The sequence below is a fragment of the Paenibacillus sp. FSL K6-2859 genome, assembly GCF_038008265.1.
Lineage (GTDB): Bacteria > Bacillota > Bacilli > Paenibacillales > Paenibacillaceae > Paenibacillus_AQ > Paenibacillus_AQ nitricinens.
Genome location: NZ_JBBOYU010000001.1, coordinates 2,545,912 through 2,562,764, shown reverse-complemented (window position 1 = coordinate 2,562,764; position 16,853 = coordinate 2,545,912). Strand labels below are relative to the sequence as shown.

Sequence of the window (16,853 nt, the reverse complement as noted above, 5' to 3'; positions counted from 1 at the left end):
CCTATTTTCAGCAAGTATGAACAGCTCAAATAAATGAGAGAGGCTATGACTAAGAAGGTGTTCCATAGTTTCACCTCCTTGGAATAATTATTTTGAAGATAAAAAGGATGCGCCCTCGATTATACCTTGGGCTACATCCTTCATGAATCAACAGCTCTAGTTGGACGGTTTGCCTTCAGCTGCAGAAGTGATGCAAGGATTAACTCAATAAGAAGTGAGACGAACACAGCCCGTTTAGTTGATGTTGAAGAAAGAAATATCCCGTTATAATCCAATTAATACCCAGTATTTACGTAATAATCCCATTCTTAATGGTATTCATTTGGATAAAATCTTGTTGTATCATTTCTATCCCCCCCAATTGCTTTATCGACTTTTAACCCATTCTAGTAATAAAACATTTAAAATTAATTTCGGAATTGTTGCTAAATTATTAATTCGTAACTACTTGATTAGGATCTATAGCCTTGTCGTTTAACTGCATAAAAAGGACGCCTCCCACTACTACGCTTGGGTTGCGTCCTCTATTTTAAATCAGATATAAGTACTCTTAACCGAAAAAGGCATGCCGCAATGCTTCAAGTGAATCACGCGTTTCAGCCTTCGAGATGCTTGCCTCCTGGATAGAGGCAAAACCATAGTGGCCACGTGGATACATGTGTAACTCTGTAGCTACGCCCGCACGTAGCAACCGTCTTACATATTCAATGGCCTGTTCTGCAAAGAGATCTATCGACCCAACGCTGATATAAGCGGCTGGTAATCCCGAAAGATCTTCTTCACGGGCAGATGAAGCGTAGGGCGTGACTACCTCCACTCCAGGTTCATGGTACGTTAAGCGAATCAAAACAACAATTATAAATAGTTACTTTATCACCATATATCCTTAAGAACAACCGCCTCTCCGCATGATGCAGAAAGTGCGGTTGTTGTAAGTCGAGGATTTTAGTGCGTTTCAGAATGATCATCAGAGTACTGAAATTCAGATTAATTGTTTTTATAAACTTTTACGAGAATACGCAAACGTTTTTATTCTCGCTTCTTTGAAAATCGGCGTTGGAAATAATAAGACATTGTTTAAATCAATAGGAAGCACTTCAATTTCAATTAAACTTAAGCTGTTCTTATGATCGACAATTTCGATGGATAAGATCTGTTTGCCAGGCATTGTTAAAATTAATGGAATTTCTGCGATACCATCATGAAATTGAACATCGATTAACGTAGTATCAGTAGCTGAGAGCTCTACATCACCGAATTTTCCGGAGGATTCAGTGCTTGATAGCATATAGCCGGAAACTCTTAATTTAACAATTCCATTAAAAAAATCAGTTTCAATACCATCCTCGCCATAGACATTATTATAGATGCTTAATCTAACATTAGTTGGTTCCCCAGCTTTAATAGTTGATTGGCTTATTTCAATGGAACTAGTCAGTGAGTTTTTAAGCTTAAGCGGAAACATATTAGTTATTTCCATCCAACCAGTATTTGACCAATCTGACCAAAGACTTTCATCCTTAACTCTTACTTTTATCTGTAATGGCTCAAATGTTGGAAGAACCGCTGTTGATAACCACGTAGAAGAGGTTGCGGTAACACTTGTGGCAACTTCTCCTGAGTCGTCAAGTACCGTATCTGATTCATTCATAACCTTAACTTGATAAGCAGAAAATCTTGTCAATTCCGCATCTGACTGGATCCATTTGATAGCAGGTTTGTCTATATTGGTTTGGGTTGGACTCTCCTGTGTTCCCATCGGATAATCAAGGGTTACAACTGGTGCCCGATTTTCTTGCATCTGCACAGGGGTTCCCCGTTGTATTGTAGTTCCATCCCCTAATTGACCCCTATTGTTTACTCCCCATGACCATACGCTACTGTCTGCTTTAGATATAACTGTAAATTGTGTTCCACTATCAATTGCTGCAACTTCTCCTATTCCTTTTATTTCTAATAATGTTGAGTTATGATGTTTCCACTCCCAAACCGTTCCATCTTTCTTCACGATAAAACTTGAATATGTCCCTATAGCTATTTTTTCAACATCACTTATTCCACTGATTGGAGCAGGCAAACTAAGTGAATCTATAATCTGCGTCCAGCTCCATACTTCCCCATTACCCTTCAATCCTATTGCACGATCATTTCTTGCTGCTATTTGGGTAATTCCATTCAGCCCCGAAAGTTGCTTCGAATCCCAGACCTCCCATGTATCTCCGGAAATTCCATAAACCCTCCCGCGTCCCCAGCCCCATACTGTTCCATCGCTTTTTAATGCATAACCATGATAAATTGACGCTGCAATTTGTGTTACTCCACTTACACCTATTACCTGAACTGGGGCAAAGCGTTTATTCCGCGTCGTCTCTCCCAACTGACCGTAATCATTATCTCCCCATGACCACACCGTTCCATCACTCTTCAATGCAAAGCTACTGTTTCCAGCTGCTGCAATTCCTATAACCTGCGTTAGGTTTGACACCTGTACCGGTGCTTCGGAAGACCCTACATTCTGCTTCCCGATACCTAATTGTCCTTTAGAATTCGAACCCCATGACCACACGCTGCCATCTCTTTTCAGTGCCAGATTATGTGACTCTCCCCCCGCTGCTACTGCGATTACATCTGTCAACCCCAGCACTTGTTTTGCTGTCGTCGTTCCGTTCCCCCAACTCCAAACCGTTCCATCTTCCTTAATGTAAAGTGCCCCTTCTGCACTTGCACTGATGTTCTGAATATTTTGATGCAGGTTTCCCTTCACTTTTAGCCAGCCTACTGACCATTCTGACCACAGAATACCATCTTTTACTCTTACTGAAATCTGCAGAGGCTCATCTAAAGGCAGGGCAATATTAATTATGCCTTGCCCACTTGATTCCCAAGTATTTTGATAGACCTCTCCTGTATCAGCCACTATATTACCTGTCGCATCTTTAACTTGAACCTGGTAATTTGTGAAATTTGTTAATTCCGCATCTGACTGGGTCCATTTGATAGCAGGTTTGTCTATATTGGTTTGGGTTGGACTCTCCTGTGTTCCCATCGGATAATCAAGGGTTACAACTGGTGCCCGATTTTCTTGCATCTGCACAGGGGTTCCCCGTTGTACTGTAGTTCCATCCCCTAATTGACCTCTATTATTTACTCCCCATGACCATACGCTGCTGTCTGCTTTAGATATAACTGTAAATTGTGTTCCACTATCAATTGCTGCAACTTCTCCTATTCCTTTTATTTCTAATAATGTTGAGTTATGATGTTTCCACTCCCAAACCGTTCCATCTTTCTTCACGATAAAACTTGAATATGTCCCTATAGCTATTTTTTCAACATCACTTATTCCACTGATTGGAGCAGGCAAACTAAGTGAATCTATAATCTGCGTCCAGCTCCATACTTCCCCATTACCCTTCAATCCTATTGCACGATCATTTCTTGCTGCTATTTGGGTAATTCCATTCAGCCCCGAAAGTTGCTTCGAATCCCAGACCTCCCATGTATCTCCGGAAATTCCATAAACCCTCCCGCGTCCCCAGCCCCATACTGTTCCATCGCTTTTTAATGCATAACCATGATAAATTGACGCTGCAATTTGTGTTACTCCACTTACACCTATTACCTGAACTGGGGCAAAGCGTTTATTCCGCGTCGTCTCTCCCAACTGACCGTAATCATTATCTCCCCATGACCACACCGTTCCATCACTCTTCAATGCAAAGCTACTGTTTCCAGCTGCTGCAATTCCTATAACCTGCGTTAGGTTTGATACCTGTACCGGTGCTTCGGAAGACCCTACATTCTGCTTCCCGATACCTAATTGTCCTTTAGAATTCGAACCCCATGACCACACGCTGCCATCTCTTTTCAGTGCCAGATTATGTGACTCTCCCCCCGCTGCTACTGCGATTACATCTGTCAACCCCAGCACTTGTTTTGCTGTCGTCGTTTCGTTCCCCCAACTCCAAACCGTTCCATCTTCCTTAATGTAAAGTGCCCCTTCTGCACTTGCACTGATTAAGCTTAAAGGTGTTTTGTCATAATAAATACCGTCAGCAGATAAATTTCCAGCTTCATCCTTCGCAACTATTTTAAATTTATAGGTCGTATTTACCTTCAAGTCATAATACGTATATTCAGAATTAACAGTAGACCCAATAAGTTTTGATCCTAAATAGACGTTATAACTCGTCACACCAACATTGTCCGTCGATGCAGCCCATGATATTTTTATATAGTCATAGTTTCTTAATTGGGTGGAGAATCCTTGAGGAGTAGAAGGCTTCGTTTTATCAACTTTTGCATCACCGACTACTTCATCACTAAGATTAGTAGCAATATCTACCGCTCTAGCATAAACGTTATATAGACCTTCATTATCGATGATAATTGGAATAGTGTAATCCTTCCACTCTCCATCTTTTCCTATTTTATATTGATATTTTTGAAATCCACTATTCGGGAACCCCTTATCAGTATCAGAACCACCAGTTAATGTAACAGTGACAAACTGATTCGTCCACTTCATTGGCTCTACAGTCATAACCGGTTGAAGGGGATTAGTCTTATCAACTTTAGCTACCCCAGTTACTTCCTCACTAAGGTTATATACATTATCCACTGATCTGGCGTAAACATTGTATAGTCCTTCTTTATCAATCACAAAAGGATCTTTATAATCTTTCCATTCTCCGTCCTGATTTATCTTGTACTGATATTTTTGAAATCCACTATCAGCATCGGTTCCACCATCTAATGTAATAGTGACAAACTTATTCGTCCATGTTGTTGGATCAACTTTCATTACTGGTACAGTCGGACTGGTAGTGTCAACTTTCACAATTTCAGTTAATACTTCCGAATCATTTCTATTTTTATCTCGAACATAAGACTTGAAATTATATATACCAGTATTAGGGAGTGCTATTGGCTCATTGTATTCTTTGTATTCAGAATTATTAAGATCGTAAAAGTATTTATAGATACCAGATGCATTATCTTCTCCGGTTAAGTTATAAAAAGCGTTTTTCCCATACCATTCATTTATACCTTTTACTCCATCAACATGTGAGCTTATTGTTGGAATTGTTTCGTCTTGAGTACCTCCTAGATCTAGTTCTACAGTAGGACTAACGCTACCTTCGAAGTTACCATCTCCATTCTGATCTATCTGAAGCACTACTTGTCCGTTCTGATTAACATCAGCTTTAAATATTGAGCCAGGAGTAACAGCAACATTGTCAAAACGCAGTGTTCTATCTTCAATATCTTTTTCGTTTGACCATACAATTGAGAAGGTTAATTCACCATATCCTGTCCCAACGATACGAACTTTATAGTTTTCAACATCATTAACTAGAGCAATCTTTGTTTCTCCATCTGTAAAATAATTGATATCTGGAATATTTGACTCAAACGTTTCAGCGCCTGTTGGTCCCGTATGATTACCAGATGAATCATTTATATGCAGCTCTACCGGGCATTCTGCTTTGAATTTTATAGTCTTTATTTCTTTTGTCTCATTACGAATTTTATCAGAGACAAATTCATTAGGTTTATCTTTTAAAATCTTTAGAATTTTTTGCTGTACTTCAGTACTTTTTACTAGACCTACATGAGATCTGGTAATATAAAAAGTTCGTGCCTTATCAAGCTTAAAACCTACTGTAGCACTGGAAACCGGAACAACACCATCTCCCTGTATACTTTTCACATCAGCAATAATTTTATCTTTTATTGAAAGAGAGTGGTATACAAGTTTACCAGGTGTTGTTTTTTGATCACCTACTATAAAGTAAGAATCTACTTTCTTAAGAGTATTGAGCAAATCCAAAGCAGCGTGGAAATTTTTTGCTTTGTCTAACAAACCATTATTTGACCAATCTCTACTATTTTTTATATAACTCTCTGTATCACTGAAAGTATTATACTTTGTAACCTTTACTCTCGGTCCGTACGGATCTTGATATGATTGGGTCTCAATGTATCCATTAGTTTGGTAAGAAAAATAATCCTTTGTAGGAAGTAATTCATATATAGAGGGAACATTTTTTGCCAGATTTTTCACTGCATCGCCTGCCGCTAGAACTTCTAACCAATTGTCTGTCAGATTCCCTGTTTCAAGCATGTTGATTGCTTGAGGAGCGCCTAGAAATGGTGTGCCTATTGTAATCATTTTTTTTATTAAATGACTATTTCCCTGTCTTATAAATTCAGTGGCGACAATTCCTCCCATGCTATGAGCAACAATGTAATAATTACTATATGGAGACGCAGCCCGCTCAATATTTATTCTTTCTTTCAACTTCTGTGCATTTTTACTGGAGCCTAATCTCCAATCGTAGGGAAAATCAACGACGTGAAATCCTTCGTTTTTAAAGAAGGCTAAAATGTCATCATACTTACTGATACTGTTGTGAACACTAATGTTATTTTTACTTTCTCCTAAAGTGGTCATTTGAAGGCTATTAATTTGGCTGCGAATGCGAGGAACATTGTAGCTAGCCTCAGGCTCCCATACCTGCTCATCGCCCAGAAACAACTCACTTCCCATTATTCCAGGTAAAAATATTATTCTATCTTTATAAACTGTAACTGTACACTCATTAGTATCGTAAGGTTTATCGGTCTGCTTTACAACAAATCTATAGCTTCCTTCATCTTTGGGTTCATAAGAAAAATGGTCTCCCCAACTTGATTCTTTATAATAATAATCCGATTGTAAGTCACCATCTTTATAAATATTAATGAGTACCGGGTGAGCCTTATCATTGAAACTATAATTGATGTATATCTTTTCTCCATATTTCACGACAGCATTATCTGGGTATACTGATGTACTCAATATTCCGATCGAAGATTGTTGGACTGGATTATTGCTGTATACAGATTCATGAACTGAATTAGCATATGTATAGTTTTGGAGCTTTCCAGTTGGACTAAATAAAGAAACAAAAACTGTAATAATTATACTTAATGAAAATATTCTTTTCATTTTACATTCCCCCTTTATTATTTCTTACGATTAGATTTTTTCTTATTTTGATTAGATAATATAGAGTTAAGATAAATTGTATAATAGAAATACTCCAAGGAAGCAGAAAGAGCATTTCCGCTTGATATTTTGGAAAAAATTCAATATCAACGACAACTCCATACTCACTATCACCGTCATCTTGAATTGCATTGAAAAATAAAAGAAGTAAGAGGCTTGATAGCATAGTTACCAAAAACCAAATGGCGTTGTACTTTATCCTCTGAGTCCTTATAAACAAAAAAGAATTAATAAAACATAATAAAAGTGGTATAAAGTACACCTTAAATGAGCTATTTAATAACTCCGTTCCCCATCCCTCTATTCTTATCTTTAAAAAATAGATTAAGATCAGATGCAGTCCAACCACCAGTATTACATAAAGAATGGCTTGTAGTCCGGTCTTGAATGACTTCATCTTTCGTCCCCCTTTTCCATTCATTCACATAATGCTCTAATGATGTCATCACCCTTCATCGAGATTTTCTTCTTACTTCAAGCACCTATATACCACCCCTGAAATTATATGGATTAATTTTAACTAAAACACTAAATATCCTTATAATGTAATCATCGGGAATTTTAAGGCGAAAATGAATAGTAAACCCCTCTTCCGAAAGAGCGTTATAAAATTGAGGCAAAAAATAGTGAACTCAAACATAGACACGGATATGATGCTGCATCTTCCTCGGGTCTAATTGGCATGCAGATGCAAGGCGCTATGGCGATATTTTCTGTTAATCTCAAGCGAATCATTAATTTGATGAAAGAATCGAAGTAAAAGTATAAAAGCAAAGGCGACATTTCGTTCAAAATCGAACAAAATGTCGCCTTTTTAATTTGAGGGACTCTTATAACTTTTAATAATACAGGTTTTTCAGTGGCCTCGATGAATTCCGAAGTCACCTGTTCTCTGCCTAATAAAGGTCTTCTTCACTTTATTTTTCAGAATAAAACATTACTCTCTTCTAACAATTACAACTTATATTCCTTGCTAACAGATAATTTGCACTCACCATCACTTCAAGTACAAAGAGTAAATGTCGAGGATGTTATTCAAACCACACAGCAATTCATTAACTTCTGCACTTTTCTCTGAACCAGCATCTTGATGTAAGTAAGTGTTCGTGATTGTTGACAATATAGGACTACGAGAGGTTGTGAAATAATCTTCTGGAAGATCAAATATTTTATTAATCTTTATAATTTGTGTATTGTATTGCTTAGAATTAAGACCTTCACCTTTGATGATCTGATCAATTGTATCTACTAATAATTTCTCCTTTATTTTTAGTTTTATAAGTAGATTCATAATTATCTAAAAATTCATAGAAGCTCTCTGGCCAATTTGAAAAAACCTCATATATTTTCACAACTAATTGGTGAACCAAAATATTCTCAATTTTAGATGACATAATCGATCTATGCCTATAAACCCTATTATTTATTACAAAGTGTTTAGCTAAGTACATTATTATATTTATCATTTCTATAGCGTCCATTTTAAACAGTGGAGTCTTTTGTAAGCTTTGATTAATTTCAATATTATATCCTAAGGCATGGTAGAAAAGTCTTGTTATTATGGTTTGATCATATGCTACTTCCACTAGTGGTGCGTTAAGCAAATCGAAACCACAATTACAAATAGTTACTTTATCACCATATATCCTTAAGAATTGGTTGCATTTTGGACATATATCAACCAGTAAACAATTATGAAATGGACAAATTGTTACAAGAGATAGATTCCATATTTTTCTGTGATATCCATTTTCGTTCAAGCAATTCGGACATAATTTTATTTTTGTTGTATGGATTGCGTATCTAAACTGGAGGGAGTCTTCTTTAACCACAGTTGTATAAAAGATTGGGGATATACAATTGAAAAGTATTTGGACATCAACATTCGTAAGTTCAGCTAAAATTTCTAATTGCTTCACATCAAGTGCATACGGTGAATACATTAATCTTTTACCATATAAAGAAGCTTTTTTTAAAAAGATAATCATCGATTCATAATTATTAATTTCAAATAATCGAGTAATGTACCCAGATAAACTCTCGTCTTTAAATGGCTTCGGTCGGATGAGTAGCATTAACTTCTGACACTCCTTCCCAATAGACCTTTATTAACTCATTTAAAACAAAAGAGGTAGATAACAAACATGTTACCCCCTCCAATGTATTGATATGCATTACAATGTATAATTCTAATTTTCTCATCCTAAATGAATATTTTTCTCAAACTAATTGAAAAAATTCTCATCCTAAATGAAAAATCACATTCCCATAAAACATTTATTGGCTCTACCGTTTACCCGCAGCGACTATACCCGCAATTGCCACAAGTCTTACAGCCCTCAATATTAATTAGCGAGGCGCTGCCGCAGGAGGGGCAAAGATCACGGGAAGCCGTAGCGTGGTTATGCCCATGATGACCACCGTGTCCATCTTCCGTAGCTGACGGAACGCTCGCTTTCAACTCTGCATTTAACGCTTCATTGAAATCCTCCAGCTCCAAAGTTGCTGCAATCGGAGCAGGTACATGATCATCATGAGCATTGTTCAGCACATGTGATTCCAGTGCCTTAGCTACAGCGTCAGCAATGGATTCAACTCGATTCGCACCGAAGCCGATAGCGCCTGACCCACCGATCCCTTTCAGATGTTTGATCAACAGTTCTACCTTCTCGCCATGATCTCCATAACGGAGGAACAATGAGCAGACACGTCCAAGTGCTTCTGCCATCGCAAAGACGTCAGAGCCTGCTTTACCCACATTCAGGAAGATTTCTGCCGGCGTACCATCTAGATCATTGATCGTAATATATGCCATGCCGAAAGGTGTGTTGATTTTATAGGTTGCACCGCGTAGAACTTGCGGACGTTTCTTGTATTGTTTATCCAGCTCTTTAGTAGACGCTTGAGGTGCTGGGCTTGCCGCTACAACACTTGTACTTGCTTCAGGAGCAGCTGTAACTTCAACAGCTGGAGCTACCTCTTCTGCTGTGTCTTCCTTCTTAGAGGTTTGCAGAACTTGCACATCACGGCTACCATCACGGTAGATCGTAACGCCTTTGCAACCCAGATCGAAGGCCATTTCATAGAGTTCAGCCGTCTCTTCTACTGTGAAGTCAGACGGGCAGTTTGCAGTTTTGGAAATCGAGCTATCCACCCAGCGTTGAATCGCTGCTTGCGCACGGATATGATCCTTAGCTGACAAATCCATCGAGGTCACGAAGTAATCTGGCAGCTCTTCACCTGGATGAGCTTCAAGCCATTCTTGAGCGATTGGAACGAACTGCTCATCGTATCCAAGGCGGCTTTGACGGAAATATTTGAAGGCGAAATAAGGCTCAATACCTGTCGAAGTACCTACCATTGTACCTGTGCTGCCTGTAGGTGCTTGTGTTATCACTGTAACGTTACGCATGCCATGTTTACGAATCGCTTCACCAACCTCTGGATACGATTCAAGCATATTTTTCATAAACCCGCTCATTAAATATTTCTCTGTGTCAAAAGCTAGGAAAGCTCCCTTCTCACCAGCAATCTCTGCAGAAGCAAGGTATGCTTCACGAGCCATAAAGCCGTAAAGCTTGTCCAGAAACGCCAAAGATTCCGGACTACCGTAACGGATGTTCAATTTGATCATCAGCTCAGCAAGACCCATCGTTCCGAGACCCACACGGCGTTCGTTTTTCTGATTCGCTTCATTTTCCGGGAAATGATAAGGGGTCTTATCAATAACATTGTCCAAGAAACGTACAGAATAACGCGTTGTAGTCGCGAGATCTTCCCAGTCTACATCATGATTCTTCTCATCGTAGAATTTGGACAGGTTCACAGCGGACAAATTGCAAACTCCCCAGCCTGGCAGTCCTTGCTCCCCGCACGGGTTCGTACAAATGATCGGATTAAAATACCAGCTGTTGGACATCTGATTATAGTATTCCATGAACACAACGCCTGGCTCAGCGGATTTCCAAGCGGATTCAATAATAGTGCGCCACACATCACGCGCTTTAACGGTGCGATAATGAATAACATTTTTGCCCGCAGCCTTCCACTTGTCTAGATCGCCGTCCCACACATCGTTGTAATCTGGGTCTGTGGTATCCGGGAACACTAAATCCCAATCTAGATCTTCTTTTACAGCCTTCATAAAGCTATTACTCACACATACCGAAAGGTTGGCGTTCGTCACTTGACCCATCGTTTGCTTCACGGTAATGAAATCCTCTACATCTGGATGCCAGTCATTAATCATTAGCATGAGTGCACCACGGCGGCTGCCGCCTTGTTCAATTAGTCCAGTGGTATAGCTGAACAGACCGCCCCAAGATACAGAACCACTAGAAGAGCCATTGACACCTCGCACAATTGCACGGCGTGGACGAAGTGAGGATAGGTTAATTCCTACACCGCCACCTCGCGCCATAATCTCCGTCATTTCAGCCAACGTCTCCATAATGCCGCCACGGCTATCTTTTGGAGAAGGGATTACATAACAGTTGAACAATGTTAATTCTTCACTAGCGCCTGCACCAGCCGCAATCCGCCCACCCGGTACGAGCTTCCAATCATCCAGAATCGAGCGGAATTTACCCGCCCATTCTTCTTGAAGCTCAGGCGTCTTCTCCACAGAAGCCATAGCTGTAGATAGACGATCCCACATTTCCTCTGGTGTTTTTTCTATATTAAGCGTCAGCTTTTCAACATCTGATTTTACAAGTTCGCCGCTCCGTGTCTTCACGGTTACGATTCTCTCGTTACGTTCTACGATCTCTCCGACTTCCTTCGTGGGAAACTTCGGATCATCTTTTGTCAGAACGAGTACAACATCGCCCACTTTAGCATTATTGCTGTCGGCATCCTTCCAAGCATAACGATCCAAAAATATTTTTTCACTTAGCCCTTCAAGGCGTTGCTTACGTTCCACTTTACCCAATAGAAAAACCTCCCGCAATGTAGTAAATATTAGTTCCAGTTCAGGTGTGGGCGTACATTTTGTGACCCACAACAAAAACTTCCTTACACTTATCTTCCGTCTTACGGGTGTATGTAGGAAGTTCATCTTGTCAATAACAAATAGCAGCTATGCACTTTAAAAAATCACATTTTCATGCTTTTGTCACAATATATTGTGTGCGTCAGCTTTTAAACTATACCACATATTGTATCGAAGGTCTTTTTCGAAAATAGAGTCAAGCAGCCGAAATATCGCAAACCTTGCCGCGTTTTCTCGCTTTTACTCTCTTTTTTAAAGGCTATCAAGAAAAATAGAAGGTTATGAATTCTCTTGTTTAAGAGCATACTACTCCTACGAATGATGATATAAATTAGCACCTGAGGAGGCTGTACCATGACGCAATTATTCCGTAATTCTCTACCTCACAAAGGTGGAAAGTCAGCGCCTATACTGCCTGTTCCTCTTTCTTTTGACCGGAATTGGCTACAGGATCTTGAACTTAAACTAGATAAAGGTGGTCCGTGGGGAGACTACCGTCTGTCCAAGCTTGCCTTGCAGGGTGAACAAACGGGTCTAGTAACAAGCTTCGATGAGCTGCAATGCATGAAGCATTTATCCGGATTATCCCCGCTTCCTCATCAGCTCGATACCGCGCATAAGGTTCTGTTTGAGATGTCGGGCCGCGCGATTCTTGCAGACGAGGTTGGACTAGGAAAGACGATTGAAGCAGGACTTGTACTCAAGGAATATCTTGTCCGCGGTCTAGTCTCTAAAGTGCTTATTCTGGTACCCGCTTCCCTCGTATTGCAGTGGGTCCGCGAGCTGAATGCCAAGTTTGGCATCTCTGCTGTTGCACAGAAAAAGGCATATTCCTGGGGGAATGCGATTGTCGTCGCATCTATGGATACCGCGAAGCGCGATCCTCATAAAGAAATGCTGCTGGAAAATGAATATGACATGTTGATTATTGATGAAGCGCATAAGCTGAAGAATAAGAAATCGACCAATTATCTATTTGTGCAGCAATTACGTAAAAAATATTGCCTGCTCCTAACCGCTACTCCCGTTCAGAATGATCTGGGCGAGCTATTTAATTTGATCACTTTACTGAAACCGGGGCAATTAGGAAATCAGGGTGATTTTGCTTCGAATTTCGTCGTTGATAAACGTCAACCTAAGAATGAAGGTCAGCTAAGGGACGAGCTATCGAAGGTGATGATCCGTAATCGGCGTGGCGAAGGTCCAGTTAACTTTACGAAACGAAAAGTCCGTAATATCCCGCTAGTTCTTTCACAGGAAGAGAGAGTATTATATGACGCTGTCACTTCTTTTGTTAAAGATCAGTATCAGGAATCAGGCGGCAATCTTAGCAGCATGCTTTCCTTGGTAACGCTTCAGCGTGAGGTGTGCAGCAGTAGGGATGCCGTCTTCATCACTTTAGTTAATCTGATCAAGAAGCTGCCCGCTGATTCGCCGAAACGCGATCGGATGATGGAGCTATTGCAGACACTTCGTACGGTTAAGACCAATACCAAAGCCGAAACAACACTATCTCTCATTCAAGAAATGAATGAAAAGGTCATCGTTTTTACGGAGTATCGCGCGACTCAAGAATATTTGCTTCAGTATTTCCGCGAACATGGGCTAATGTGTGTTTCTTATTCCGGCGGGATGAATCGTGGTAAAAAGGACTGGATGATGGACCTCTTCCGCGGACGTGCTCAAGTCATGATCGCTACTGAGGCTGGTGGTGAGGGCATTAACCTGCAGTTCTGTCACCATATGATCAACTTCGATCTGCCTTGGAATCCCATGAGAGTAGAACAACGGATTGGGCGGGTGCACCGGTTAGGTCAGGAAAATGACGTGGTTATCTATAATTTATCCACACAAGGTACGATTGAAGAACATATCCTTCATCTGCTACACGAGAAGATCAATATGTTCGAAATGGTCATTGGCGGGCTGGATGTGATTCTGGAGCGTTTTGAGAAGAAAGAATCGCTGGAGAAAAGTTTATACAAAATCATGCTCGAATCCCGCTCCGATGAAGAGCTGCGAAATGAGCTTGATCATATCGGTGAATCCCTAAGTGAGTTGACTCAGGGTATCAAAAAGGAAAGTGAGACTGCGACATGACCCTCAACTCACAGGAAGTACGTAAACATGTAATGGATTATCTGGAGGCTACAGAATGTTCCATTATTGAAGTATCGCCCATTCACGTAACTGTAAAGCTATCACCAAGAGCTGACAAAATGCTTACAGATCGACCTTATTATTGGGGATTCGTGGAGCGTACTGGTGTTGATCCGGAGACACTCTCTTTCACCTTTGTTTTTGATCCGGAAAAATACGATAATCAGGCAGCTATAGAAGTTCCGCCAGCGGTAAATCGCAGCATCGGAGCATTGAACCCGCCAATTACCGGAAGTCCAGTGGTAGATGCGTCAACCGATATTGAGGCCAGCGCGGATCTATTAGATTCAGCAACACCTGAAAATAATGTGGTTCATGTCCCTTCCTCAAATCCAGAGGATAGCATCCTAGCCCGCTACTTCGGTATTGTTCCAGCGCTGCCTCGCATTGGACCTGGCATGATAAGACGTGAAGATATCATCTATGGTAGCAAGCGCCTGCAGCAAATTTGGAGTGCGGCCCAAGATGAAGGGAAATGCCTTTACTTATTTGAAGATCCCGGTAGCAGGCAGCGGAATACACTCTTCTCTGCAGCCTATGAACCATGGCTCGGCGTCTGCTATAAAGTGGAGATGAGCTGCGATTTGAAACGGGAAGAACTGCATTATCTTGGAATCTCTCTGACAAAAGGGACCATCATTGATGACTTCAACGCTAAGATAGCCTCTCTGGAGATGATCCCCCGTTTACCAGAAAACGTCCATATTCAGCCTTATGAATTAACAGTGCCAGCCGCTACAGATTTATTAGAGGCTCATCTTACCTCACATCTGGCCGAACTCGATTACACTTGGGCAGAACAGGCACGTGAGCGTCTTAGAATCGAGCTGGCTATCATTGATATTTATTACGGAGAGCTGCTGAAAGAGCCTGATGAAGAAAAGCGTTTAGGCACTCAGGAGCAGTATAACCGTCGTCGGCAGGAGACCATCTGGCAATATGAGCCCCAAATTGCAGTTTCTGCGATAACCTACGGACTGTTTCATCTGCGAAGCCTATAGAATGCGACCCTACTCGCTAAAAGCAGGCAAAAAAACAAGAGAACTTTTGCCTTGAGGCGCGACAGCAAGCAACAGCCTTTTTATAGCCTGTCCACTACAATAGAGTAAAGCTTAACTTTCCTGACATTTCTTAACAAAGAAAGGTGATCGACGCCATGAAAATAAGTTTGCGGCGGAGGCTGAAACTTGCGGGACAAGGATGCCTCCTCCTGCTTCTAAGCTTTGGACTGTTTGTATCCAGTTCTGGTTCCCCTTCAGCGCTGGCGCTGGCCAGAGTAAGTGTGATCCAGTCAGTCACACAGGATGTAATTCCTGTATTGAAGATGAGTACCTTACCTTCTCCCAGTACGGTCCAAGAATTCGCTAAGGCTACACTGAACAAGCTCGCTGCAGAAGCTCCATTTACAGCCTGGAAGGATGCAGGGGTAGAATATTATCCCCTTGGTCCAGGTACTCATGGCTGGCTTGTAAATGTGATGAAGGGCGAAGAGCGGATCGGATACATGATCATTTCCGCCACCGATACAGGCGGATATATGCTAAGTGAATATGGAGCCGGCACTTATGGACTCCCATACAGTTTAAATGATCTGCGCCAGTTTTTGGTGCAGAAGGGTCTCATTACATCATCTTTTTCAGGACAAATAAAACTTACTGCTTTATATGCACCGCTTCTACCGGTCTGGAAAATAACCATTGACGAAAAGACGGTTTACATTAATGCTTCCGTGCCGCAAATTTTACCTTGGACACTAAGCAAGGCGGAAGAAGTTCTTAAAGAGCAGCCTCCTGCAACAGATGTAATTACTAATCTCAATCCTGACGTATCACCGCTATCGGCCTTCAATAGTGGAGGGTCAGATGATCCTTACGAAGATATCCTATGGCTGACGGCTCCTAAACTAACTACAGTGAGCGGCGACAATATCGCGCTTCTGATTAGACCCAAGGAAAGCATCGCTTATCAGGCTGCCGGACGAAATGACCTAGTCGGAGGACCGTTTATGATTACAGGCTATCAGAGCTGGCAGTCTTCTCAAGGTCAAGCTGAGAACAATAAAACTACCGTATACGCGGCCTCAGGCCCTGAAGGAAAACGATACTTGCCACTCGCTTCACTACAAAATAATGGAACACTGCATAAGCTCCCAAACAGAACGACCAAAGCACTCGGATATAATCGTTAACACAAGCATAAACGCCTTCGGCGTCCTTATGAGGACGGTAAGTGTTTATGCGAGAAATAGAAGGATAATTTATAACGTAAGCATATAAATTCTTATATTTAAACAAACGCAAATAACCTTCCACTGCCACCCATGAATAATGGCACTGGAAGGTTATTTGCTATTTAAACGTTTATTCTTTTTTGCCATGACTCCACTTGCTTCGCCAGATAGACCACCCAAGCGGGAGCATGCCGAACCATTTCTGTGACCACGGCTGCTTCGTAGCCGCTCTGCGAGCATGAATGGCACGCGGATCCTCGATATATACGACTACCTTCTCCGTTATATACTTTACAAGCTCATCGCCACCGGAAGCCATTTTAACACCTCCTAAAATGTACATAAATTCAGATTATCAGCATCCGTTCCATGGTCTTAGTGTGCACCACTCCACTTGGATCTAAACTACAGACTTCTGA

General features: G+C 41.0%; 9 protein-coding genes and 1 pseudogene. 4 read left to right on the top strand and 6 right to left on the bottom strand.

The features are described from left to right. Positions 1-550: 550 nt before the first annotated feature. The 3 genes from MHB64_RS11150 to MHB64_RS11140 all read right to left on the bottom strand — a co-directional run bounded on the left by MHB64_RS11150 (position 551) and on the right by MHB64_RS11140 (position 7,451). The gene (locus MHB64_RS11150) at positions 551-847 is read right to left on the bottom strand and encodes an alpha/beta hydrolase (protein ID WP_341134421.1); all 297 of its coding nucleotides are present in this window, start codon (positions 845-847) and stop codon (positions 551-553) included. Positions 848-997: 150 nt separating this feature from the next. Beyond that, the gene (locus MHB64_RS11145) at positions 998-6,994 is read right to left on the bottom strand and encodes an OmpL47-type beta-barrel domain-containing protein (RefSeq protein ID WP_341134420.1); all 5,997 of its coding nucleotides are present in this window, start codon (positions 6,992-6,994) and stop codon (positions 998-1,000) included. Position 6,995: 1 nt separating this feature from the next. After that, positions 6,996-7,451, bottom strand: a complete 456-nt coding sequence (locus MHB64_RS11140) for a hypothetical protein (RefSeq protein ID WP_341134419.1) — start codon at positions 7,449-7,451, stop codon at positions 6,996-6,998. A gap of 198 nt (positions 7,452-7,649) precedes the next feature. Here MHB64_RS11140 and MHB64_RS11135 point away from each other — a divergent pair. Next, positions 7,650-7,814: pseudogene (locus MHB64_RS11135) on the top strand (IS5/IS1182 family transposase); the annotation flags it as partial. A 475-nt stretch (positions 7,815-8,289) separates the two neighbouring features. Here MHB64_RS11135 and MHB64_RS11130 read toward each other — a convergent pair. Together MHB64_RS11130 and MHB64_RS11125 are read right to left on the bottom strand one after the other, a co-directional pair. Continuing rightward, complete coding sequence (locus MHB64_RS11130; RefSeq protein ID WP_341134418.1) at positions 8,290-9,129, bottom strand: TniQ family protein; 840 nt, start codon at positions 9,127-9,129, stop codon at positions 8,290-8,292. A gap of 218 nt (positions 9,130-9,347) precedes the next feature. After that, entirely contained in the window at positions 9,348-11,984 is a 2,637-nt protein-coding gene (locus tag MHB64_RS11125) for an adenosylcobalamin-dependent ribonucleoside-diphosphate reductase (RefSeq protein ID WP_341134417.1), read from the bottom strand. A 414-nt stretch (positions 11,985-12,398) separates the two neighbouring features. On the opposite strand from MHB64_RS11125, the gene MHB64_RS11120 reads away from it, so the two are divergent. From MHB64_RS11120 to MHB64_RS11110, 3 genes are all read left to right on the top strand, one after another. Further along, a complete protein-coding gene (locus MHB64_RS11120) occupies positions 12,399-14,144 on the top strand; it encodes a DEAD/DEAH box helicase (protein ID WP_094869429.1) in 1,746 nt (581 codons plus the stop codon). Beyond that, complete coding sequence (locus MHB64_RS11115; protein ID WP_341134416.1) at positions 14,141-15,205, top strand: YqhG family protein; 1,065 nt, start codon at positions 14,141-14,143, stop codon at positions 15,203-15,205. The genes MHB64_RS11120 and MHB64_RS11115 overlap by 4 nt, the downstream gene beginning before the upstream one ends. Positions 15,206-15,360: 155 nt before the next feature. Next, positions 15,361-16,392 (top strand): hypothetical protein, encoded by a 1,032-nt coding sequence (locus MHB64_RS11110; RefSeq protein ID WP_341134415.1) that lies wholly within the window; start codon positions 15,361-15,363, stop codon positions 16,390-16,392. A gap of 172 nt (positions 16,393-16,564) precedes the next feature. Here the strand turns inward: MHB64_RS11110 and MHB64_RS11105 are convergent, their stop codons facing one another. Beyond that, a complete protein-coding gene (locus tag MHB64_RS11105) occupies positions 16,565-16,777 on the bottom strand; it encodes a YqzE family protein (RefSeq protein ID WP_341134414.1) in 213 nt (70 codons plus the stop codon). Positions 16,778-16,853 lie beyond the last annotated feature (76 nt).